This window comes from Streptomyces sp. IBSBF 3136, assembly GCF_036815105.1.
Taxonomy (GTDB): Bacteria; Actinomycetota; Actinomycetes; order Streptomycetales; family Streptomycetaceae; genus Streptomyces.
On sequence record NZ_JAJSZC010000029.1, the window covers coordinates 16,822 to 38,712 of the forward strand.

The window sequence follows — 21,891 nt, forward strand, 5'->3', positions numbered from 1 at the left end:
CGACCGCCCACGGCGGGGGGTCCTTGTGGGACCCTGTAGTGCATGAACGAGCAGCCTGCGCGCGCCGCCGACGACCCGGCGGACCAGTACGTCCTCACCCTCTCCTGTCCGGACAAAAAGGGCATCGTGCACGCCGTGTCGAGCTACCTGTTCATGACCGGCTGCAACATCGAGGACAGCCAGCAGTTCGGCGACCACGACACGGGACTGTTCTTCATGCGCGTCCACTTCTCCGGGGAGGCGCCGGTGACCGTGGACAAGCTCCGGGCGAGCTTCGCGGCGATCGGTGACTCCTTCCACATGGACTGGCAGATCAACGGCGCCGACGAGAAGATGCGCATCGTCCTGATGGTCAGCAAGTTCGGGCACTGCCTGAACGACCTGCTGTTCCGGGCGCGGATCGGCGCCCTGCCGGTCGAGATCGCGGCCGTGGTGTCGAACCACACCGACTTCGAGGAGCTGGTCGGCTCCTACAACGTCCCCTTCCACCACATCCCGGTGACGAAGGAGACCAAGGCGGACGCCGAGGCGCGGCTGCTGGAGCTCGTCCGCGAGGAGGACGTCGAACTGGTCGTCCTCGCCCGCTACATGCAGGTCCTCTCGGACGACCTGTGCAAGCGGCTCAGCGGCCGGATCATCAACATCCACCACTCGTTCCTGCCGAGCTTCAAGGGCGCCAAGCCCTACCACCAGGCGCACACGCGCGGCGTCAAGCTGATCGGCGCCACGGCGCACTACGTCACCGCAGACCTCGACGAGGGCCCGATCATCGAGCAGGAGGTCGAGCGGGTGGGGCACGGGGTGACCCCGGACCAGCTCGTCGCGATCGGGCGGGACGTCGAGTGCCAGGCGCTGGCGCGCGCGGTGAAGTGGCACGCCGAGCGCAGGATCCTGCTCAACGGGCGCCGCACGGTCGTCTTCGCCTGAGCGCGGTCGGCGCCCCCGCCCGCGCCGCCCTCGCCATCCGCGCCCGCGCCGTCCGCCCCGTCGGCGCCGGCCTGCCCGGCGCCGTCTAGGCTGCGGCCATGACGTCAGGCGCCTACCTCTCCCACCTGTTCTCGCTGGACGGCCGGGTCGCCGTGGTGACCGGCGGCAGTTCCGGCATCGGCCGGGCCATCACCGGGGCGCTGGCCCGCGCCGGTGCGAGTGTGGTGGTCGTGGCACGCGGGAAGGCGCAACTGGCCGAGACGGTCGACGAACTGGTGGCCGAGGGCTGCCGGGCGGCCTGGGTGAGCGGTGACCTGAGCACCCGGGACGGGGTGCGCGCGGCCGCCGAGGAGGCGGCCGGGGTGTTCGGGGAGCCGGACATCCTGGTCAACTGCGCCGGGGTCAACCTGAGGCCGCCGATGGGCGAGCTCGGCGAGGACGTCTGGGACGCCACCATGACCCTGAACCTGGAGGCGCCCTTCCTGCTGGGGCAGCGGTTCGGGCCCGGCATGGCCGAGCGCGGCTACGGCCGGATCATCCACATCACCTCCCAGCAGGCGCACCGGGCGTTCGTGCAGAGCGGCGCCTACGGCGTCTCCAAGGGGGCGCTGGAGTCGCTGGCCCGCTCCCAGGCCGAGGCGTGGTCGCCGCACGGCGTCACCTGCAACACCCTGGTGCCGGGCTTCGTCATGACCCCGCTCAACGCGCGGCTGTCGTCCGACGCCGAGAAGGTGGCGGCGCTCGCCGGGCGCACCCTGGTCGGACGCAACGGCCTGGCCGAGGACTTCGCGGGCGCGGCCGTGTTCCTCGCCGGCCCGGCCTCCGCCTATGTCACCGGCCAGTCGGTCTTCGTGGACGGCGGGTTCTCCGTCCACTGAGCCCGGCCGGAACCCGCCTCACAGCCGGAACCCGCCGCGCAGCCGGAACCCGCCTCACAGCCGGCTCAGGCCCGCCGCGGCGAACAGCACGTCCCTGATCGCCTCCCGGTCGCCCATCTGTCCCGCCGCGGCCTCCTCCGGCGGTACGTGGCCCGCCGTCAGGCGGCAGAACTCCACTCCGTCCAGGGCGACATGGGCCACCTCGTGGTCGGCGGAGCCCACCGCGGCCGGTGAGTCCAGCGGGATCAGCCACTCCCCGCCGGCCGCGCCCTCGATCTCCAGCCGCAGGCTGCGCCCCGGTGCCCCCGCGGGCACGAGGTGCGGGGTGCTGCCCGGGGCGGACAGCCCGGTCCGGCGCCGCTCGGCCAGCGCGGCAGGCAGCATCCGGGCCGCGAGGTCGATCATCCTGTTCAGGTGCCGTGGCGCGGGCGGCTCGTACGGGTAGTCCACCGCCTCGGCGATGTCCTCGGCGTGCATCCAGCACTCGAAGGCGCGGTCCAGCATGGCGTCGTGCAGCGGCAGCGCGAACTCGCCGTAGGGCACTTCGAGTCCGCCGGCGGTGCTGCCGGTGAAGGACACCGTCCGGACGATGCCGTGGCTCTGCTCCCGCCACGGCCCGCGCACCGAGCGCGTCGGCGGGAAGTGGGACGTGCGCCAGAACGCCTCGGTCCGGGCGGCCGGGCCGACCGCCTCCGGCGCGCTCCCGGCGTTCTTCCCGGCGAGTTCGGCCAGCGGGTCCTCCAGTCCGAGCGCCACCGCGACCAGCCCGTCCACCGTCAGCAGATGGGCGATCACCCCGGCCACGGTGGTGCGCCGGCTCGTGGCCGCGTCGGCCTCGAACCACCGCAGGCGCACCGGCGCGTGCCACTCGGCGTCCCCGAAGTCCTGGAGCAGCGCGTCCAGGCGCGCGGTCTCGGCGTCGTAGGCGGCCGCCCACTCGGGCACCGGGATGCGCGGCGGCCTGCGGTCGAGGCAGCTCTCCAGGACGCGGGTGCGCAGGGCGGGGTCGAGGTCGAGGCTCTCGGGCTGGTGCAGCAGGCCGACCGCCTCGCGCAGCCGCAGCGCCTCCTCGGCGCAGGCACCGCAGGCGCCCAGGTGTTCCTCCACGGCCGCCGTCTCGGCCACCGAGCAGGCGGCCAGGGCCCAGGCGCCGAGGAGCGACTTCAGGACGTCGTGCGACAGGTCGAGCGGCACGGCTGCGGGGTCCCCCAGGTCGGCCAGGTCGGGCAGTGGCTGTCCGCTGTCCTCGACGGAGGCGCGGGGCAGCGGTATCCGGGGCGGCGACCGGTCGGGTCCGGGGCCGCCGGCGCCGGGCGGCACGGCACCGGCGCCGTGGTCCGTCCCGCGCACGTCGCCGAACGGGCGGCGCTCGTCGGCTCCCTGGTGCCACGCGGTCCACTCGTCGTGGTCGTCCCGCTCCTGGCCGTCGTGCGCCCCGGAGCCTCCCGTGCCGCTCACACCGCACCCCCGTATCCCGGCGGGGTGCCCGCGTCGTGGGCGGTGGACAGCAGTTGGAGGCCGAGGCGGAGCCGGCGGCGGGCCTCGTCCTCGGTGACGCCGAGGTCGGCGGCGGTCTGGCGGTAGTCGCGGCGCTGGAAGTAGGCCAGTTCGAGGGCGGCGCGCAGCGGGGCGGGCATGGAGTGGACGATGTAGTCGGCGCGGGCGGCGACCGAGGCGCGGCGCACCTTGCTCTCCAGACCCTCCAGTTCGTCCGCCTGGTCGTCGGCGCGGTCGCCGCCGCCCCGGGTGAGCGCGGCCGTCTCGGTGGCGCGCAGCCGTTGCACGGCCAGCCGGTGGGTCACCGCGGCCACCCAGGAGCGCAGCGGGCCCTGCTTGGGGTCGTAGCTGTCGGGGTGTTCCCAGACATGGGCGAAGACCTCCCGGGTGACGCCGTCGGCGGCCCGTTCGTCCCCCAGGACGCGGTGGGCGAGGCTGTGCACCAGCGAGGCGAACCGGTCGTACAGCTCGCCGAGTGCCGCCGCCTCACCCCGCGCGAGCCGCTGCTGCATCTTGCGGTCCCAGCGGGGCGGTACGTCCTTGTGCGCCATGCTGCCCTCCCCTCGGTCTCGTCCGGCCCGTCCAGCGTGTCGGTACTGCCCTCTCGAATGTAGTCGGCACGTCCGACAGCGCACGCCCCTTTGTGTCAATGTGCGCCCCTGCAAGCGTCGCAGGTGATAGTGCCCTCTTCACACAACCTTCACGCAGAGCGGGCCAATCTCCGATCGAACAGGATCGATAGTGACTGAAACAAGCCCTTTGTTGATCGTGCACGGTTTGCTGCGGGAAGTTTCAGGGAACGGCCGCTGGGCAGCCGCGCGGAAAGAAACGTAGGAACTGCTTCCGTTTCCGGGCGGTTCCGGGAGTTCCGGCGAGCGGAGGGGCGTGGCCGTGACATTCAGGGTGACCGGCGTCGAAGAAGGCGAGTGGGCCGTGCTCCAGGTGACCGGGGAACTGGACCTGGTGACCTCCCCGGTACTGCGCCAGCGCGTGCACGATGTGGTCGCCGAGGGCCACCACAGCCTGATCCTCGACCTCTCCGAGGTCTTCTTCTGCGACTCGAGCGGGGTCGGCGTGCTGATCGCGGCGCGCCGGCTGATCCGCTCCTGCCAGGGCCGGTTGCGGCTGATCCTGCCGGACCGGGGTGCCGAGGACGGCTCCCACGTCAACCGGGTGCTCGGTGCGCTCGGCGTCCGCCGCCTGTTCGACGTCCGTCCGGACGTCGGGTCCGCCGTCACCGACGAGGCGGACCCCCTCTCCGCCTGATCCCCCCGCCCGGTCGCCCGCCGATCGGCACGAAGTCGTCGCGGAATTCCCCCGGTCTTGGCACAACGGCCGCCTTTTCGTCACCTCGCCGCCGCCCACGCCGTACGCTCCCTGCCAGATCGACCCCCACGTCAACGTAAGGCGGCCCGACAGACATGGTCAGCACCGAGTACGAGCGCAGGATCGCCGCCCGGTTCGCCACCTTCGACCAGGACGGCAACGGCTGGATCGACCGCGGGGACTTCAACTCCGCGGCCAAGGCCCTGCTCGCGGAGTTCGCCGTGCCCGCCCGCTCCGACCGGGGCCAGGCGCTGTACGCCGGCGCGGAGGCGTTCTGGCAGGGCATGGCCGGCATCGCGGACCGGGACGGCGACCAGCGCATCACCCGCGAGGAGTTCGTCACCGGCGCGGTCAAGCGGCTGCGCGACAACCCCGACCGCTTCGCCGAGATCGCCCGCCCCTTCCTGCACGCGTCCCTGGCCGTGGCGGACCCGGACGGCGACGGCCGGGCCACCGTCTCCGACACCGTCCGCGTCCTGCGCATCTTCCACGTGCCGGAGAACGTCGCCCGCACGGTCGCCGCCGCCCTCGACGCGGACGGCGACGGCAGGATCGGCGAGGCGGAGATCGTCCCGGCGTTCGCGCGGTACTTCACGGTTCCCGAGTAGGCGTGCGCGAGAACCGTTCGCGCAGCTTGTACTTGAGCACCTTGCGCAGGGTCTCGTTGCGCGGCAGGGAGTCCACCACCTCGAGCCGCTCCGGCAGCTTGTGGACGGACAGTCCCGCCGCGCGCAGGTACGAGACCGTCTGGGCGAGGGTCGGTCCCGGTGTCCCGGGCGGCGGTTCGACCACCGCGCACACCAGTTCGCCGCGCTCGGCGTCCGGCAGTCCGATCACCGCCGCGTCCGCCACCGCGGGGTGTGCGGCGAGCAGGTCCTCGATCTCCTTGGCCGAGATGTTCTCGCCCTTGCGGATGATCACGTCCTTCAGCCGCCCGGTGAGCACGAGGTGCCCGGAGCCGGTCACCCGGCCGAGGTCACCGGTGCGCAGGTAGCCCTCCTCGTCGAAGGCCGCCGCCGTCTGGGCCGGGTCCAGGTAGCCCTGGCACACGGCCTCGCCCCGCAGCCGCACCTCCCCGTCCACGATCCGGATCCGCATGCCCGCGGGCGGCCGCCCCTCGGTCGTCGCGAGGTTCTCGGGCGTGTCCTCCGGATCGCCCATGGTGATCATCGGCACCTCCGTCATGCCGTACCCGTGGGTGAGCTGCACCCCCATCTCGCGCACGACGGCGTGGTACACCTCCGGCGGCTTCGGGGCACCGCCGCCCGCGAGGAGCCGCAGGGTGGGGATCACCTTCGCGCCCGGCCGTCTGCGCTGCTCGGCCAGGAACATGGAGTAGAAGGCCGTGGAGCCCCCGGCCACCGTCACCCCGTGCCGCCGGTACTCCTCCAGCGCGTCCGGCAGCGCGAACTGCTCGAACATCACCGCCGGGAAGCCGTAGAGCAGCAGCATGACCGTGTAGTCGGGCCCGGCTATGTGGGCGTAGGGGAAGGCCATCGAGCCCACGTCGTCCGGCCGCAGCCGCAGCGCGTGGGCCAGGCAGGAGCCGCCCGCGATCAGTGAACGGTCGGTGTGCAGCACGCCCTTGGGGTCGGAGGTGGTCCCGGAGGTCCAGTAGATCCAGCGGACCGAGGTGCCGTCGGCGGGCGGCGCCGGGAGCACCGAGGGGTCGCCGTCGGGCAGGTCGTCGTACGCCTCGAAGACGCCCTTCGCGCCGAGCCGCCGGGCCATCTCCGTGTGGTCGTGGCCGCGCCAGACGCCCGGCACGGCGAAGAACTCCGCCCGCGACTCGCGCAGCGCGAAGCCGACCTCGCGGTCCCGGTAGAACGGGATGACCGGGGACTGCACGGCGCCCAGCCGGGCCAGCGCGAAGGACAGCACGGCCGTCTCGATGCGGGTGGGCAGCTGCCAGGCGACCACCGTGCCGGGGCGCACGCCCATGCCGTACAGCCCGGCCGCGACCCGCTCGGCGCGGGTGCGCAGCTCGCCGAAGGTCAGCCGGCGGTCGTCCTGGAGCAGCACGGGCCGGCCGGGGGTGAGGCGGGCCCGGCGGTCCACCAGCTCCCACAGGGTGCGCGAGGCGCTCAGGACGTGTGCGGTGTCGTTCACGGCGACCCCCATGGCTGACGATGCGTCAGATCGTGCGCAGAGCGTAGGCCCGTGCGCCTTGTCGGTCCAGGGGGTGCGGGCTAGCCTGCTGGCTACGGCACATCTGACGAACCGTCAGATAAAGCGCCCCGGGCAGATCAACAGGTGGGGGACCCATGACCGAACTGCCGCGCATCATCAGCGTCGACGACCATGTGATCGAGCCCGCCCACCTCTTCGAGACCTGGCTCCCGGCGAAGTACCGGGAGCGCGGGCCCAAGCCGCTGACCGCCGGGATCGGCGAGCTGGCGTACGTCGGCGGCAAGTACCAGATCACCATGGACCCGGACGGCCTGCCGACCGACTGGTGGATCTACGAGGACCTGAAGTTCCCGTACAAGCGCAACATCGCCGCCGTCGGCTTCGACCGGGACGAGATGACCCTGGAGGGCATCACCCGGGAGCAGATGCGGCGCGGCTGCTGGGACCCGAAGGCCCGGCTCGCCGACATGGACCTCAACCACGTCGAGGCCAGCCTCTGCTTCCCGACCTTCCCGCGCTTCTGCGGGCAGACCTTCGCCGAGGCGCACGACAAGGAGGTCGCCCTCGCCTGCGTGCGGGCCTACAACGACTGGATGGTGGAGGAGTGGTGCGGGGACAGCGGGGGGCGCCTGATCCCGCTGTGCCTGATCCCGCTCTGGGACGTGGCGGCGGCCGTCGCGGAGATCCGCCGCAACGCCCGGCGCGGGGTGCGGGCGGTGACCTTCTCCGAGATCCCCACCCACCTCGGGCTGCCGTCCATCCACTCCGGCTACTGGGACCCCTTCTTCGCGGTGTGCCAGGAGACGGGAACGGTCGTCAACATGCACATCGGCAGCAGTTCCCAGATGCCCGCCGCCTCCCCGGACGCGCCGCCCGCCGTCCAGGCCGCGCTCAGCTTCAACAACGCGATGGCCTCGATGATGGACTACCTCTTCAGCGGCGTACTGGTGAAGTTCCCCACCCTCAAGCTCGCCTACTCCGAGGGCCAGATGGGCTGGATCCCGTACGCCCTGGAGCGCGCCGACGACGTGTGGGAGGAGCACCGCGCCTGGGGCGGGGTGCGCGACCTGGTCCCGGAGCCGCCGTCGACGTACTACTACCGGCAGATCTTCTGCTGCTTCTTCCGCGACCGGCACGGGGTGGCCTCCCTGGACGTGATCGGACGGGACAACGCCACCTTCGAGACCGACTACCCGCACGTCGACTCGACCTTCCCGCACACCAAGGAGGTCGCCCTGGAGCATGTGAAGGGCCTGGACGAGGAGACCGTGCACAAGCTGATGCGGGGCAACGCCATCCGCATGCTCGGCCTGGACCTCGACGACTGATGGACCTGTCGTACACGCCCGAGGAGGAGGAGTTCCGGGCCCGGCTGCGGGAGTGGCTCGCCAAGGTCCTGCCCACCCTGCCGGCCCCGCCGTCCCCGGAGGACTGGCCCGCCCGCCGCGCCCACGACCTCGGCTGGCAGCGCACGCTCCACGACGCCGGGTACGCCGACGTGCACTGGGACGCCTCCCCGACCACCCGGCTCATCTTCCTGGAGGAGACCGAGCGGGCGGGCGCGCCCTACGTGGGCGCGAACTTCGTGGGGCTGCTGCACGCGGGCCCCACCATCGCCGCCGAGGGCACCCCCGCACAGCGGGCCCGCTGGCTGCCGCCCATCCTGCGCGGCGACGAGGTGTGGTGCCAGGGGTTCAGCGAACCGGACGCCGGGTCCGACCTCGCCGCGCTGCGCACGCGCGCGTGGCGCGACGGCGACGACTACGTGGTGAGCGGGTCCAAGATCTGGACCTCGCACGCCGAGGTCGCCGACTGGTGCGAACTGCTGGTCCGCACCGACCCGGCGGCGCCCCGGCACCGGGGCATCACCTGGCTGGCCATGCCCATGGACGCCGCCGGCATCACCGTACGGCCGCTGCGCACCCTCGCCGGATCGGCGGAGTTCGCCGAGGTGTTCCTGGACGAGGTCCGGGTGCCGGCCGGCAACCGGGTGGGGGCGGAGAACGACGGCTGGCGCGTCACCATGGTGACGCTGTCCTTCGAACGCGGCACCGCCTTCGTCGGCGAGGTCGTCGCCTGCCGCCGGGTGCTGGGCGAACTCGCCCGCGCCGCCCGGGACAACGGCCGCTGGGACGACCCCGTGCTGCGCCGCAGGATCGGCCGGCTGGCCGCCGAGTTCCGCGCGCTGTGGCGGCTGACCCAGTGGAACGTCAGCGAGGCGGAGGCGAGCGGCGGGGTGCCGGGCGCCGGCGGCTCGGTCTTCAAGCTGAGGTACTCGCACGCCCGCCAGGAGCTGTACGACACCGCCGCCGAGGTGCTCGGACCCGACGCGCTCGACCTGGACCGGCCCTGGGTCCTGGACCGGCTCTCCTCGCTGTCGTACACCATCGCCGCCGGCACCTCGCAGATCCAGCGCGACATCGTCGCCGAGCGCGTGCTCGGCCTGCCGAAGGGACGGTGACCGTGCGCTTCCGACTCACCGAGGACCAGCGGGCGTTGCGGACCTGGGTACGGCGGCTGCTGGAGCGCCGGTGGGACGCGGCGGCGCTGCGCGCCGCGGCGTCCCGGCCGGCACGGTTGGACCGGGACCTGTGGCGGGAGCTGGGCGCGGCGGGCCTGTTCGCGCTGCGGCTGCCGGAGGCGGAGGGCGGGGTGGGCCTCGGGCTGCCGGAGGCGGTGCTGGTCTTCGAGGAGACCGGCCGCGCGCTGCTGCCGGGGCCCGTGCTGGCGACCCATCTCGCGGCCGGGACCGTGCCCGGGGCGGCCACCGGGGACACCGTGGTGGCCGGTGTGGACGGCCCGCTGGTGGAGTGGCTGGACGCGGCGGACACCGTGCGCGGGGACGCCACCGGAGCCGTGCCGCTGCGCTCGGCCGACCCGCTGACCCCGCTGCACCGGGTGCCGGGAGCGGCCGGCGGCGGCGCGGCGGAGCCGGTGGCCGTGCTCCTCACCGCCGCCGAGCAGCTCGGCACGGCCGCGCGCGCGGGCGAACTGGCCGTGCAACACGCCCGGGCACGGGAACAGTTCGGGCGGCCGATCGGGGCCTTCCAGGCGGTCAAACACCTGTGCGCCGACATGCTGGTGCGCGCCGAGACGGCCCGCGCCGCCGTCTACGCGGCCGCCGTGACCGCCGACCCCGCGGACATCGCCGCCGCCCGGCTGCTCGCCGACGAGGCCGCCCTGCGGGGGACCCGCGACTGCCTTCAGGTGCACGGCGGCATGGGCTTCACCTGGGAGGCTGAGGTCCATCTGCATCTCAAGCGTGCCTGGGTGCGGGCCCGGCGCGGCGGCGGCGGGGCGGCCGCCGAGGAAGCGCTTGCCGCCGATCTGGTGGCCGGCCCGTAGAGCGTGGCGCCCCGGCCGGACGGCCGGTGAAGCGATGGCCCAGGATGTCGCGGATCGTGGCGCGCGCGCATCACGGAGCGTCGATACCGGGTTGTGTCCTTCGCGTGACTCGTCACGGCCCGGAGTCGGGTGTCCGCTCCGGTACCTTGGGTGAGATGCGAGTGGCTACGAGCACGAACCGTGCCGGTGATGCCCCTGGGGCACCCCCGGGCCGCGCGGTGCGCGCCGCTGCTCGCAAGGCGGTAAGGGCTCGTGGCGCCGCCTGTTCGACTCCCCGGCACACGCGTCGCACAGTATGCCGTACGCGTACTCCTTCGCGCTGGAATATGCCCGAAGCGCTTGTTGGGGTGACTGTACGTCAACCATGCTGTCTCGCAAGGAAATCACGTTCCGTGACCCTTGCTCTGGCCGTTGTTCTGGCCATGCAGAAAATGGCTACGATCGTGGCCCTCGTCGTGCTGTGCGTCACGGCTTCCACCGTGGCGTCCGTGTGGCGCGGGGTCATGAGTCCGCCGGTTCGGATGGTGTGAACGGTGCAGGTGCTTCAAGTGCAGCTGGAGATCCGGCCCGACCCCACGGAGGTGGGACGGGCGAGGCGGTGGGCCCGCTCGCGTCTCGCCGGGCTCGGGATACAGGCCGACGAGGCGTTGGCCGAGACCCTGGTCCTGCTCGTCTCCGAGCTGGTGACCAACGCCGTGGTGCACACCGGCCGTCCGGCGGTGCTGCGGCTCTCCCTGCCCGACGCGGCGGCCGAGCCCGCCGCCACGGTGCGCCTCGAGGTGGCCGACAGCAGCTCCCGTGCGCCCGTCCCGCGCTGCGCGGGCAGTGACTCCACCGGCGGCCGGGGCCTGGCCCTCGTCGACTGCCTGGCCGACCGCTGGGGCTGGAGCCCCGAGGGCTCGGGCAAGAGCATCTGGTGCGAGCTGGACCGCTGCTCGCGGCCCCGTGAGGGTGCGGCCGCGGCGTACGGGGGCGTCATGTTCGCGTACGAGGACTTCGCGTTCGAGGCGGTGTAGGCGCCCGGCGCGGTGTGCGCCGGGGGTGCATCCGTGCGCTGCCCCTGTGAACCGGTCATAAGCGACGATTCGCCCAATGCCGGTTGACGGCTCGTGAGTGATCGAACACGCTGGTGGGCGTCGATTCGCCGCGAGGGGACGGCGAGGGCCCGCGCGGCTGTGGTCCTCGTCGAGTGTGGGTCGCACCGGGTGGCGGCGCGGGGCCTTGAGGCGGGGGCGCGCCGTCGGCCGGACCTCACAGTACGGCGACCGGCGCCACCGGTGTGCCCGTCGCGCCGACGAACGGCTCCGGCATCGCGGACAGCAGGAACGCGTACCGTCCCGTTTCTCCACAGGCTGTGGACAACTCTTCGAGATTCCAGTTCTGGCCCTGGAGCATCCCCATCTCCACCAGGTCCAGCGCGTGCACGGGCAGCCACAGGTCCTCGATCTCGGGCGGGAACACCTCGAAGGTGAGCGTGTCGTTCGCGACCGCCGCCGCGTCGCGCGCGTGGAACCACTCCGGGCAGCGCACCGACAGGCCCGGGGACGGATAGCCGTATCCGTGCCGGTCCCCGGACAGGTACACCCGCACCTGTCCGGTCCGCACCAGGACCACGTCACCGGCCCGCACCCGCACCCGGCCGAACTCCTCGGCCGCCTCCAGGTCCCCCGGCGTGACCGCGTGCCCGCCCGCCAGCCGGTCCGTACCGCGCGCGCGTGCCACGTCCAGCAGCACCCCGCGCGAGACGACGTGCCGGGCCTTGTCGATGCCGGCGAACTCCGCGCCCCCGTGCGCGGTCACCGTGTGCGCCGGGCGGCCGTTGTAGAGCGTGCCCGAGTGCGACACGTGGGTCAGCGCGTCCCAGTGGGTGCCTGCCTGGAGCCCCATGGTCACCGTGTCGTCGCTGCACGCCACCGTGCCCGGCCCGAACAGCTCCTGGTTGATCTGCACCATGGCGTGCAGCGCATTGACCCGTCCCGGGATCACGCCCGTCTGCACCCCGTCCTGGCCGAGCGGCAGGGCGAGCGGGACTCGGAGTCCTGAGCGCACACAGGCCGCCGCCTCGCGCACCACCTCACCGGTGATCAGGTTGAGGGTGCCGATCTCGTCGTCCGCCCCCCAACGCCCCCAGTTGTTCACGCGCTTGGCGATGTCGTCGAACGCGGGATGCAGTGTCGGCCGTGACATCCGGTGCCTCCCCGGGGCTTGTGCCCGCGCGTCTGGCGGGACATAGAATCTAACGGTCCGTCAGAAACCTCGGGAAGGGGCCGGGCGTGGGGAACTTCTTGGCAGACAAGGTGGTCGCCGTGACGGGCGCGGGACGGGGCATCGGACGCGCGGTGGCCCTCGCGGCGGCGGCCGAGGGCGCCCGGGTCGTCGTCAACGACTACGGGGTGTCCACCGACGGGACCTCGCCGACGAGCGAGATCGCCGACGCGGTCGTCAAGGAGATCGGGGCGGCCGGCGGCGAGGCGGTCGCGGTCGCGGACGACATCTCCACCATGGCGGGCGGACAGCGGGTCGTCGACGCGGCCCTGTCCGCCTGGGGGCGCCTCGACGGGGCCGTCTGCGTGGCCGGCATCCTGCGCGAGCGCATGCTGTTCAACATGTCCGAGGAGGAGTGGGACCCGGTCGTCGCCACCCACCTCAAGGGCACCTTCACCGTCTTCCGGGCCGCCTCCGCCGTCATGCGCCGGCAGCGGTACGGCACCCTCATCGGCTTCACCAGCGGCAACCACCAGGGCTCGGTCGCACAGGCCAACTACAGCGCCGCCAAGGGCGGGATCATCTCGCTGGTGCGCAGCGCGGCCCTGGGGCTGCACAAGTACGGGGTCACCGCCAACGCCGTCGCGCCCGTGGCCCGTACCCGGATGTCGGCCGGCGTCCCGATGGAGCTGGCGGAGATCGGCGAGCCGGCGGACGTGGCCGCGCTGGTGGTCTACCTGCTGTCCCGGCACGCCGCGGAGCAGGGGATCACGGGCCAGGTGTACACGATCGCCGGGCCGAAGCTCGCGGTGTGGGCCCAGCCCCGCGAGCTGCGCGCCGCGTACGCCTCCGGCGGCTGGACACCGCAGGCCATCGCTCAGTTCCTGCCCGGCTCGGTGGGGGTGGACCCGATGCCGATGCTGGCGCGCCTGGAGGCGATGGAGCAGGCGGCGCGGGAGGGCTCCAGGCCGAACGCCTGACCGACGCCGAGGAGGCGCTGTGGACTTTGGATTCACCCCCGCGGACGAGGCGTTCCGCGCCGAGGCCCGTGCGTGGCTCGCGGCGCACGCGGCTCCCGGCGCGGAGCGCCGCACCTGGGAGCGGACGCTCGGCGGCGCCGGCTGGATCGGCCTCGGCTGGCCCGAGGCCGGGTACGGCAACCGCACCGCCCCGCTCACCCAGCAGGTCGTCTGGGCCGAGGAGTACGCCCGGTCGGCCGCGCCCCCGCGCTCCGGCCACATCGGGGAGAACCTGCTGGCCCCGACCCTCATCGCCCACGGCACCGAGGAGCAGAAGAACCGCTTCCTGCCGCCCGTCGCGGCCGGCGAGGAACTGTGGTGCCAGGGTTACAGCGAACCGGACGCGGGCTCCGACCTGGCCGCCCTGCGCACGGCGGCGGTGCGTGAGGGCGGCCACTTCCGGATCACCGGGCAGAAGATCTGGACCTCCCTCGCGCACGAGGCCGACTGGTGCTTCGTGCTGGCCCGCACGGACCCGGACAGCCGCCGGCACCACGGGCTGAGCTTCCTGCTGGTCCCCATGGACCAGCCCGGCCGCGTCGAGGTCCGGCCCATCCGCCAGCTGACCGGCACCAGCGACTTCAACGAGGTGTTCTTCGACGGGGCGCACGCGCGCGTCGAGCACGTCGTCGGAGGCGAGGGGCAGGGCTGGCGGGTGGCGATGAGCCTGCTGGGCTTCGAGCGCGGGGTGTCGACGCTGGCGCAGCAGATCGGGTTCGCCGAGGAGCTGGCACGGGTCGTCGAGGCGGCCGTGCGCACCGGCGCCGCCGGTGACCCGGTGGTCCGCGCCCGGCTGGTGCGCCAGTGGGCCGAGCTGCGCACCATGCGCTGGAACGCGCTGCGCACCCTCGGGGGCTCCGCCGACCCGGGCGCGCCCAGCGTGGCCAAGCTGCTGTGGGCCGACTGGCACCAGCGGCTCGGGGAGCTGGCGGTGCGGGTGCGGGGCGCGGCGGCGACCGCGGGCCCTGCCGACTGGTCGCCGGCCGCGCCGTACGAACTCGACGCCGGGCAGCACCTGTTCCTCTTCTCCCGGGCCGACACCATCTACGGCGGCTCCGACCAGGTCCAGCGCACGATCATCGCCGAGCGGGTGCTCGGCCTGCCCAGAGAGCCGAAGGGGGCCGTGTGATGCGCGGTGTGGTGTTCGACGGCACGCGGGTCGAGGTGGTGGACGACCTGGCGGTGCGGGAGCCGGGCCCGGGCGAGGTGCGGGTGGCGGTCGCGGCGGCCGGCCTGTGCCACAGCGACCTGTCGGTGGTGGACGGCACCATCCCGTTCCCGGTGCCGGTGGTGCTGGGCCACGAGGGTGCCGGCGTGGTGGAGTCGGTCGGCGCCGGCGTCACCCACGTCGTCCCCGGTGACCACGTGGCCCTGTCCACGCTCGCCAACTGCGGCACCTGCCCGGAGTGCGACCGGGGCCGCCCGACGATGTGCCGCGAGGCGATCGGCCGCCCCGGCCGGCCTTTCACCCGGGGGGATCGGCCGCTGTACCAGTTCGCCCGCAACTCGGCCTTCGCGGAACGCACCGTCGTCCGGGCCGTGCAGGCGGTGCGCATCCCCGACGACGTCCCGCTGCCGTCGGCCGCGCTGATCGGCTGCGGGGTGCTGACCGGGGTCGGCGCGGTGCTCAACCGGGCCCGGGTGGACCGCGGGGACAGCGTCGTCGTCATCGGCACGGGTGGCATCGGGCTGAACGTCCTGCAGGGCGCGCGGCTCGCCGGCGCCCTCACCGTCGTCGCCGTGGACGCCAACCCGGCGAAGGAGGGGGTCGCCCGGCGGTTCGGCGCCACCGAGTTCCTGACCTCGACGGACGGCGTGCGGGACATCCTGCCGACGGGCGCCGACCACGTCTTCGAGTGCGTCGGCCGGGTGGAGCTGGTCCGCCGGGCGGTCGACCTCCTCGACCGCCACGGGCAGGCCGTCCTGCTCGGCACGCCCCCGGCGGACGCCGAGGCGTCCTTCGTCGTCTCGGCGATGTTCCTGGACAAGGCGATCCTCGGCTGCCGCTACGGCTCCTCCCGCCCCCAGCGGGACATCCCCCTCTACACCGAGCTGTACCGCCGCGGCCGCCTGCTGCTGGACGAACTGGTGACCGCGACCTACCCGGTGGAGGACTTCGAGAAGGCCCGGGCGGACGCGGAGGCGGGCCGGGTGGCGCGGGCCGTGCTGACCTTCTGAGCCGGGCCGGGTGGCGCGGGCCGTGCTGACCTTCTGAGCCGGGCCCGCGCCGGGCGGTCCGCGCGGAACGCCCCAGCGGCGGCCCCGCCGCCGCCCGCCCCGGTCAGCGCACCGCGGTGAACCCGTCCCGGTCCTCGGCGTCGCCACCGGCCCGGAAGGTCCGCCGGTAGGCGGTGGGCGTGACACCGACCGCGGCCTGGAGGTGCTGGCGCATCGACTGGGCGGTGCCGAAACCGGCCTCCTGGGCCACCTGGTCGACCGAGAGGGCGGTGGACTCCAGGAGATGGCGGGCGCGCTCGACGCGCTGCTGGGTGAGCCACTGGCCGGGGCTGACGCCGACCTCCTCGCGGAAGCGGCGGGTGAAGGTGCGCACCGACATGGCCTCCTGCTCGGCCATGTCCCGCAGCTGGATCGGCTCGTGCAGCCGGCCCAGGGCCCAGGCGCGCGCCGCGGTGGTCGTGGCGAGCTGGGGGTCGGGCACCGGGCGGTGGATGTACTGGGCCTGGCCGCCGTCGCGGTGCGGCGGCACGACCGTGCGGCGGGCCACCTCGTTGGCGACGGCCGTGCCGTGGTCACGGCGGACCATGTGCAGGCACAGGTCGATCCCGGCGGCCACCCCCGCCGAGGTGAGCACGTCCCCGTCGTCGATGAACAGCACGTCCGCGTCCGTCCTGATCCGCGGGAACAGGCGCTGGAAGCGGTCGGCGTCGGCCCAGTGGGTCGTCGCCGGGCGGCCGTCGAGGTACCCGGCGGCGGCGAGGACGTAGACACCGGTGCAGATGGAGGCCATGCGGGTGCCGGGACGGACGAGGGCGAGCGCGGCCGCCAGCTCCTCGGTGAGCCTGCCCTCCTCGTAGACCGGGCCCAGTTCGTACGACGCCGGGACGATCACCGTGTCGGCCGTCGCCAGGGCCTCCGGGCCGTGCGGGACGCGCACCGTGAAGTCGGCGTCCGTCTCGACCGGGCCGGGCGGCCGGACCGAGCAGGTCACGACCTCGTACAGGGGCCGGCCCTCGGCGTCCCGGGGACGGCCGAAGATCCGGTGCGGAATGCCCAACTCGAAGGGGAGCAGGCCGTCGAGCGCAAGGACGACGATCCGGTGCGGGCGGAATTCCTGGCCGACAGTCATGGCCCGATCCTAGCGAACGCTGTCTTTCGGGCCACTCGTTGCGCGTCACCGTGCACCGCACTCTTTATGACGTGACTCAGACAACCGAAGCCGCCGTCCCCGTCCAGGCACCGCCCGCCCGGCGCCGCCGTGTGCACCGGGCCTGGTTCGTCGCCGCCGTCACCTTCGTCACGATCATCGGCGCGGCGGCCTTCCGCTCCCTGCCGGGGCTGCTCATCGACCCGCTGCACCAGGAGTTCGGCTGGTCGCGCGGCACGATCGGCGCCGCCGTCTCGGTCAATCTGGCGCTGTACGGGCTCACCGCCCCGTTCGCCGCCGCGCTGATGGACCGGTTCGGCATCCGCAAGGTGGTCGCCGTCGCGCTGACGGTGATCGCGATCGGCTCGGGACTGACCGTGTGGATGACGGCGGCCTGGCAGCTGCTGCTGTGCTGGGGCCTGCTGGTGGGCCTCGGCTCGGGGTCGATGGCGCTCGCCTTCGCCGCGACCGTCACCAACCGCTGGTTCACCACGCGGCGCGGGCTGGTCAGCGGCATCCTCACCGCCGCCTCGGCCTCCGGCCAGCTGATCTTCCTGCCGCTGCTGTCGTGGATGGTGGAGGCGTACGACTGGCGCCCGGCCGCGGTGACCGTCGCCCTGGCCGCGCTCGCCGTCGTCCCCTTCGTCTGGCTCCTGCTGCGCGACCACCCCGCCGACGTGGGCCAGAAGCCGTACGGGGCCGTCGAGTTCGTGCCCAAGCCGGCACCGGTCACCGGCGCCGCCCGGCGCACCCTCTCGGTGCTCGGCTCCGCGGTGCGCACCGGCCCGTTCTGGCTGCTGGCCGGCACCTTCGCGATCTGCGGCGCCTCCACCAACGGCCTGGTGCAGACGCACTTCGTGCCCGCCGCCCACGACCACGGCATGCCCGTCACGGCGGCGGCCTCGCTGCTCGCGGTCGTCGGGGTGTTCGACGTCGTCGGCACCATCGCCTCCGGCTGGTTCACCGACCGCTTCGAACCGCGCCGCCTGCTCGCCGTCTACTACGCCCTGCGCGGCGTCTCGCTCCTGTTCCTGCCCATGCTGCTGGGACCGTCGGTCCACCCGCCCATGATCTTCTTCATCGTCTTCTACGGCCTCGACTGGGTGGCGACCGTCCCGCCCACCCTGGCCCTGTGCCGGGAGCACTACGGCGAGGACAGCGCCATCGTCTTCGGCTGGGTGCTCGCCTCGCACCAGGTCGGCGCGGCCCTCGTCGCCTTCCTCGGCGGTGTCGCCCGCGACGTCTTCGGCTCCTACGACATGGTCTGGTACGCCTCGGGCACCCTGTGCGCGGCGGCGGCCCTGATGGCCCTGGTGATCAGGCGGCGCCCGGCGGTGCCCGTCCTCGCGACGGCCTAGACCCGGGAGGCGTCCCTAGCCGTCCCTAGCCATCCCTAGCCGTCCCTAGCCGTCCCGGAGCCGGGCGAACCGCCCCCGGTGGAAGACCAGCGGATCGCCCGCTCCCGCGGCACCGAGGGCGCTCACCCGTCCGACGACGACGAGGTGGTCGCCCCCGGTGTGCACGGCGTGCACCGCGCAGTCGATCCAGGCGGCGGCACCGGCGAGCCGCGGGGCGCCGGACACGGGGGCCGCGTCGTACGCCACCCCCGCGAACTTGTCCGCGCCGCTCACCGCGAAGGCCCGGCACAGCTCGCCCTGCCCGGCGCTCAGCACGTTGACGCAGAAGACGCCCGCGCGGGCGATCCGCGGCCAGGTGGCGGATGTGCGGCCCACCATGAAGCAGACGAGCGGCGGGTCGAGGGAGAGGGAGGAGAAGGACTGGCAGGCGAAGCCGGCCGGGGACTCCCCGCCCGCCGCGGCCGGCGCGGTGATCACGGTCACCCCGGTCGGGAAGTTCCCGAGCACCCGCCGGAACACCGCCGGATCGACCGGCGTCCGCTCGTCCGCGCGCACGCACCGCAACTCGGGGCGCGGCAGCGCCTCCACCGGCCCCGCCGAAACGGCGGACCCCAGGTACCGGACGGCGGCGGCCGCCGCCCCTGCGTGTCCCATCACCCCACCATTGAAGCTGACGTACCGTCAGATGAAAAGAGCGGTGGAGAACTCCGTAAGGACCCTGCCCAGGGTGCGCCCATGGGGTGGGAAGAGGCGGTCTCGGACCCGCCCGGACCTGACCCCGGGCTCCCGGCGGCCGGTCGTCAGCGCCCCCGGAACCCCGCCTCCCGGCGCTCCCTGAACGCCCGTAGGCCCTCCTGGGCGTCCCGGGTCGTCATGTTGATCTCCTGGGCGGCCGCCTCCGCCGCGAAGGCGGTGGCGCGGTCGCCGTCCAGGGAGGCGTTCACCAGCTGCTTGGTGAGCGCCAGCGCCCGGGTCGGCCCGGTGGCCAGCCGGGCCGCCCACTGACGGGCGGTCTTCTCCAGCTCGCCGTCCGGCACCACCAGGTTGACCAGACCCAGCCGCTGCGCGTCCGCCGCCGGGACCGGGTCGCCGAAGAACATCAGCTCCCGGGCGCGCTGCGGGCCGATCAGGCGGGGCAGCAGATAGGCGCCGCCGCCGTCCGGGACGAGGCCGCGCCGGACGAACACCTCGATGAACCGCGCCGACTCGGCGGCCAGCACCAGGTCGCAGGCGAACGCCAGATGGGCCCCGAGCCCGGCCGCCGTGCCGTTCACGGCGGCGATGACCGGCTTCTCGCAGTCCAGCACGGCCGCGACCAGCCGCTGGGCGCCGAGCCGCAGGGTGCGGGCCACGTCCCCCGGGACGCGCTCCCCACCGCCACCGCCACCGCTGAGGTCAGCGCCCGCGCAGAAGCCGCGCCCGGTGCCGGTCAGTACGACGGCCCGGACGTCCGGGTCCGCCGACGCCCCGGCCAGCAGCCCGATCAGCCGGTCCCGCAGCTCGGGCGTGAGGGCGTTGAGGGCCTCGGGCCGGTCCAGTGTGACGTACGAGACGCCGTCGCGGACCTCGTGCCGCACCGGCGCGCTCACCGGCACACCACCAGCGCGTCCAGTGCCACCGCGCCCTGCCCGCGGGGCAGCACCAGCAGCGGGTTGATGTCCAGCTCGGCGATCTGCCCGCCCAGTTCGAGCGCCATGCGCTGGACCCGCAGGACGACCTCCACGAGCGCGTCGAGGTCGGCGGGCGGCCGCCCCCGCACCCCGTCCAGCAGGGCCCGGCCGCGCAGCTCGGCGAGCATGTCCCGGGCCTGCTCCTCGCCGAACGGCGGCACCCGTACGGCCGCGTCGCGCAGCACCTCGACCAGCACTCCGCCGAGCCCCACGGTCACGGTCGGCCCGAACAGCCCGTCGTGCGTCACCCCGACGACCATCTCCACGCCCTGTTCGACCATCTGGCACACCAGGACGCCGTCCAGCGGGACGCCCTCGTAGCGGGCGATGTCGGTCAGCTCCCGGTAGGCGTCCCGGACCTGGCTGGCCGAGGTCAGGCCGATCTTCACCAGGCCCAGCTCGGTCTTGTGGGCGATCCGGGCGCCGGACGCCTTCATCACCACCGGGTAGCCGACCTGTCCGGCCGCCCGCACGGCCGCGGCCGCGCTGGTCACCAGCTGCTCGCGCGGCACCCGGATGCCGTACGCGCGCAGCAGCTGCTTGGCCCCGTGCTCGCTGAGCTGCTGCCCGGGCCGCATCAGGGCCTCGGCCTTGCGGAAGGAGGGGGAGGGGGTGCGCGGGGCCTCGTCGAAGGGTGAGCGGTAGCCGGCGGCGAAGCGGTGGTGGTCGAGCCAGGCCCGCACGGCCGTGAGGCAGTTGCCCACCGTCCGGAACGTGGCCACCCGGGAGGAGCCGAGCAGCACCTCCCGGTACGCCGGCTCGGTGCCGACCGGCGACCCCCACACCACGCAGACCAGCTTGTCCGTCTCCTCGGCGGCCTCGACCAGGTCGCGCACCAGCCGGTCGCTGAGCGGCGGGAAGGGCCCGGTCACCGGACAGACCAGCACACCCACCTGAGGGTCCGCGAGGATCGCGTCGATGATCTTCCGCCCGCGCGCGTCGCCCACCGGGTGCCCGCCGGTGTCCACCGGGTTGGCCACGTCCAGGTACCCCGGTATCCACTGGTGCAGCTCGGTCTGCTTCTCGGCCGTCAGCCGCGGCAGCCGCAGTCCCTGCCCGGCGGCCAGGTCGGCGACGTGGGCGCCGGTGCCGCCGGAGATGGAGCAGACGGCGACCCCGTCGGCCAGCGGCGCCCGGGCCCGGGCCAGCAGGGCCGCGGTGTCCTGGAGTTCGTCGAGTCCGTCCACACGGATCACGCCGTACTGCCGCATGGCCGCGTCCACCACCTCGTCGGCGCCGGTGAGCTTGCCCGTGTGCGAGGCGGCGGTGCGCGCCCCGGCCTCCGTGCGGCCCACCTTCACCGCGACCACCGGTACCCCGCGGCGGGCGGCGCGGTCGGCGGCGAGCAGGAAGGCCCGCCCGTCCTTCAGGCCCTCCACGTAGCAGGCGATGGCACCGACCTCGGGCCGCTCGGCGAACCAGGAGATGAAGTCGGCGGTCTCCAGGTCGGCCTCGTTGCCGGTCGGCGCCCAATGGGAGAGCCGGATGCCCAGCTCCTGCAGGGCGAAGACGGGCCTGCCCTGGTGTCCCGACTGGGTGATGAGCGCGATCGCGGGCCCGTCGAGGTCCTCCCGGAACCGCTCGAAGGCGTTCAGGTTGGTGTTCGGCCCGAGCAGCCGCAGTCCTGAGCGGCGCACCGCGTCCGCGAGCCGCTCCTGCGCCTCGGCCCCCACCGCGCCGGTCTCGGCGAACCCGGAGGCGAAGGCGACGGCGAACCTGACCTTCGCCTCGGCGAGTTCCTCGATCACCGGCAGCGGGTCGGCCACCAGCAGGACGGCCAGGTCGACCTGGCCGGGCAGGTCGGCGACGGAGGCGTGGCACGGGACGCCGAACACGGACGGCCGGCTCGGATGCACCGGATGCACCCGGGCCCCGACCCGCTCGGCCCAGTCCAGCAGTTGGCGGGTGATCCCGGTGTTCGGCCGGCCCTCGGTGTCCGAGGCGCCGATCACCGCGACGGACTCGGGCCGGAAGAACCGCGCCAGGTCCGGGACGGCGGCGGACAGCGGCCGCCCGCTGACGTCGACGTCGGCCCCGGCCGCCGCGCCGTCCAGGGGTTCCGCCCGGCCGTGGACGGCGGGTCCGGGCCGCTGCTCGCCGCAGGCGATGACCCGGGCCCGGCGGGAGTCGGTGGTGAGGGTGCCGTGGGTTGATCCAAGCATCGGTCCGCCCGCTCCTGTGTGACAGCCATGACTGGCGCCCATAACTGAC

Annotated in this window: 20 protein-coding genes; 12 read left to right on the forward strand and 8 right to left on the reverse strand. The window is 73.8% G+C overall.

Annotation, left to right across the window (positions count from 1 at the left end):
• Nucleotides 1-42: 42 nt before the first annotated feature.
• The gene (purU, locus tag V7E45_RS09250) at nt 43-927 is read left to right on the forward strand and encodes a formyltetrahydrofolate deformylase (protein ID WP_333773624.1); all 885 of its coding nucleotides are present in this window, start codon (nt 43-45) and stop codon (nt 925-927) included.
• A 98-nt stretch (nt 928-1,025) separates the two neighbouring features.
• A complete protein-coding gene (locus V7E45_RS09255; protein WP_333773625.1) occupies nt 1,026-1,805 on the forward strand; it encodes an SDR family NAD(P)-dependent oxidoreductase in 780 nt (259 codons plus the stop codon).
• A gap of 54 nt (nt 1,806-1,859) precedes the next feature.
• Here V7E45_RS09255 and V7E45_RS09260 read toward each other — a convergent pair whose 3' ends face one another.
• Entirely contained in the window at nt 1,860-3,263 is a 1,404-nt protein-coding gene (locus V7E45_RS09260; protein ID WP_443055994.1) for an MDMPI N domain containing protein, read from the reverse strand.
• Nucleotides 3,260-3,853, reverse strand: a complete 594-nt coding sequence (locus V7E45_RS09265) for a sigma-70 family RNA polymerase sigma factor (RefSeq protein WP_333773626.1) — start codon at nt 3,851-3,853, stop codon at nt 3,260-3,262. Before V7E45_RS09265 ends, V7E45_RS09260 begins: the two co-directional genes overlap by 4 nt.
• Before the next feature lie 334 nt (nt 3,854-4,187).
• On the opposite strand from V7E45_RS09265, the gene V7E45_RS09270 reads away from it, so the two are divergent.
• The gene (locus tag V7E45_RS09270) at nt 4,188-4,568 is read left to right on the forward strand and encodes an STAS domain-containing protein (protein WP_333773627.1); all 381 of its coding nucleotides are present in this window, start codon (nt 4,188-4,190) and stop codon (nt 4,566-4,568) included.
• Nucleotides 4,569-4,723: 155 nt separating this feature from the next.
• Nucleotides 4,724-5,236, forward strand: a complete 513-nt coding sequence (locus tag V7E45_RS09275) for an EF-hand domain-containing protein (protein WP_333773628.1) — start codon at nt 4,724-4,726, stop codon at nt 5,234-5,236.
• Here V7E45_RS09275 and V7E45_RS09280 read toward each other — a convergent pair.
• Entirely contained in the window at nt 5,220-6,737 is a 1,518-nt protein-coding gene (locus V7E45_RS09280) for a class I adenylate-forming enzyme family protein (RefSeq protein WP_333773629.1), read from the reverse strand. The genes V7E45_RS09275 and V7E45_RS09280 overlap by 17 nt on opposite strands.
• 155 nt (nt 6,738-6,892) lie before the next feature.
• On the opposite strand from V7E45_RS09280, the gene V7E45_RS09285 reads away from it, so the two are divergent.
• The 4 genes from V7E45_RS09285 to V7E45_RS09300 all read left to right on the forward strand — a co-directional run bounded on the left by V7E45_RS09285 (nt 6,893) and on the right by V7E45_RS09300 (nt 11,119).
• Nucleotides 6,893-8,086 carry an amidohydrolase family protein gene (locus V7E45_RS09285; protein ID WP_333773630.1) on the forward strand — a complete coding sequence of 398 codons (1,194 nt, stop codon included), beginning with the start codon at nt 6,893-6,895 and terminating at the stop codon, nt 8,084-8,086.
• Nucleotides 8,086-9,219: an acyl-CoA dehydrogenase family protein gene (locus V7E45_RS09290; RefSeq protein ID WP_333773631.1), complete on the forward strand. Its 1,134-nt coding sequence runs from the start codon at nt 8,086-8,088 to the stop codon at nt 9,217-9,219. The genes V7E45_RS09285 and V7E45_RS09290 overlap by 1 nt, the downstream gene beginning before the upstream one ends.
• A 2-nt stretch (nt 9,220-9,221) precedes the next feature.
• Nucleotides 9,222-10,103, forward strand: a complete 882-nt coding sequence (locus V7E45_RS09295; RefSeq protein WP_333773632.1) for an acyl-CoA dehydrogenase family protein — start codon at nt 9,222-9,224, stop codon at nt 10,101-10,103.
• A gap of 548 nt (nt 10,104-10,651) precedes the next feature.
• On the forward strand, nt 10,652-11,119 hold the full coding sequence (locus tag V7E45_RS09300) for an ATP-binding protein (protein ID WP_333773656.1): 468 nt from the start codon (nt 10,652-10,654) through the stop codon (nt 11,117-11,119).
• A 235-nt stretch (nt 11,120-11,354) separates the two neighbouring features.
• Here V7E45_RS09300 and V7E45_RS09305 read toward each other — a convergent pair whose 3' ends face one another.
• Entirely contained in the window at nt 11,355-12,290 is a 936-nt protein-coding gene (locus V7E45_RS09305; protein WP_333773633.1) for a cyclase family protein, read from the reverse strand.
• 86 nt (nt 12,291-12,376) lie between these two features.
• On the opposite strand from V7E45_RS09305, the gene V7E45_RS09310 reads away from it, so the two are divergent.
• From V7E45_RS09310 to V7E45_RS09320, 3 genes are read left to right on the forward strand one after another with little or no spacing between them, the layout of a single operon-like run.
• Nucleotides 12,377-13,288 (forward strand): SDR family NAD(P)-dependent oxidoreductase, encoded by a 912-nt coding sequence (locus V7E45_RS09310; protein ID WP_333773634.1) that lies wholly within the window; start codon nt 12,377-12,379, stop codon nt 13,286-13,288.
• 19 nt (nt 13,289-13,307) lie between these two features.
• Entirely contained in the window at nt 13,308-14,456 is a 1,149-nt protein-coding gene (locus tag V7E45_RS09315) for an acyl-CoA dehydrogenase family protein (protein WP_333773635.1), read from the forward strand.
• Nucleotides 14,456-15,505, forward strand: coding sequence for a Zn-dependent alcohol dehydrogenase (locus V7E45_RS09320; RefSeq protein WP_333773636.1), 1,050 nt, complete (start codon nt 14,456-14,458; stop codon nt 15,503-15,505). Before V7E45_RS09315 ends, V7E45_RS09320 begins: the two co-directional genes overlap by 1 nt.
• A gap of 103 nt (nt 15,506-15,608) precedes the next feature.
• Here V7E45_RS09320 and V7E45_RS09325 read toward each other — a convergent pair whose 3' ends face one another.
• The gene (locus V7E45_RS09325; RefSeq protein WP_333773637.1) at nt 15,609-16,634 is read right to left on the reverse strand and encodes a GlxA family transcriptional regulator; all 1,026 of its coding nucleotides are present in this window, start codon (nt 16,632-16,634) and stop codon (nt 15,609-15,611) included.
• A gap of 71 nt (nt 16,635-16,705) precedes the next feature.
• On the opposite strand from V7E45_RS09325, the gene V7E45_RS09330 reads away from it, so the two are divergent.
• Entirely contained in the window at nt 16,706-18,010 is a 1,305-nt protein-coding gene (locus V7E45_RS09330; protein WP_333773638.1) for an MFS transporter, read from the forward strand.
• A 45-nt stretch (nt 18,011-18,055) separates the two neighbouring features.
• On the opposite strand, the gene V7E45_RS09335 is transcribed toward V7E45_RS09330, so the two are convergent.
• The 3 genes from V7E45_RS09335 to V7E45_RS09345 form a co-directional block, all read right to left on the reverse strand.
• Nucleotides 18,056-18,664, reverse strand: a complete 609-nt coding sequence (locus V7E45_RS09335; protein ID WP_333773639.1) for a flavin reductase family protein — start codon at nt 18,662-18,664, stop codon at nt 18,056-18,058.
• A gap of 146 nt (nt 18,665-18,810) precedes the next feature.
• Nucleotides 18,811-19,605, reverse strand: coding sequence for an enoyl-CoA hydratase/isomerase family protein (locus V7E45_RS09340; protein WP_333773640.1), 795 nt, complete (start codon nt 19,603-19,605; stop codon nt 18,811-18,813).
• On the reverse strand, nt 19,596-21,842 hold the full coding sequence (locus V7E45_RS09345) for an acetate--CoA ligase family protein (RefSeq protein WP_333773641.1): 2,247 nt from the start codon (nt 21,840-21,842) through the stop codon (nt 19,596-19,598). Before V7E45_RS09345 ends, V7E45_RS09340 begins: the two co-directional genes overlap by 10 nt.
• Nucleotides 21,843-21,891 lie beyond the last annotated feature (49 nt).

What these genes read in the sequence shown, in the direction of transcription:
- purU (WP_333773624.1), top strand. Translation starts at nt 43, where the DNA reads ATGAACGAGCAGCCTGCGCGCGCCGCCGACGACCCGGCGGACCAGTAC.
- V7E45_RS09255 (WP_333773625.1), top strand. Translation starts at nt 1,026, where the DNA reads ATGACGTCAGGCGCCTACCTCTCCCACCTGTTCTCGCTGGACGGCCGG.
- V7E45_RS09265 (WP_333773626.1), bottom strand. Translation starts at nt 3,853, where the DNA reads ATGGCGCACAAGGACGTACCGCCCCGCTGGGACCGCAAGATGCAGCAG.
- V7E45_RS09275 (WP_333773628.1), top strand. Translation starts at nt 4,724, where the DNA reads ATGGTCAGCACCGAGTACGAGCGCAGGATCGCCGCCCGGTTCGCCACC.
- V7E45_RS09285 (WP_333773630.1), top strand. Translation starts at nt 6,893, where the DNA reads ATGACCGAACTGCCGCGCATCATCAGCGTCGACGACCATGTGATCGAG.
- V7E45_RS09290 (WP_333773631.1), top strand. Translation starts at nt 8,086, where the DNA reads ATGGACCTGTCGTACACGCCCGAGGAGGAGGAGTTCCGGGCCCGGCTG.
- V7E45_RS09305 (WP_333773633.1), bottom strand. Translation starts at nt 12,290, where the DNA reads ATGTCACGGCCGACACTGCATCCCGCGTTCGACGACATCGCCAAGCGC.
- V7E45_RS09320 (WP_333773636.1), top strand. Translation starts at nt 14,456, where the DNA reads ATGCGCGGTGTGGTGTTCGACGGCACGCGGGTCGAGGTGGTGGACGAC.
- V7E45_RS09325 (WP_333773637.1), bottom strand. Translation starts at nt 16,634, where the DNA reads ATGACTGTCGGCCAGGAATTCCGCCCGCACCGGATCGTCGTCCTTGCG.
- V7E45_RS09335 (WP_333773639.1), bottom strand. Translation starts at nt 18,664, where the DNA reads ATGGGACACGCAGGGGCGGCGGCCGCCGCCGTCCGGTACCTGGGGTCC.
- V7E45_RS09345 (WP_333773641.1), bottom strand. Translation starts at nt 21,842, where the DNA reads ATGCTTGGATCAACCCACGGCACCCTCACCACCGACTCCCGCCGGGCC.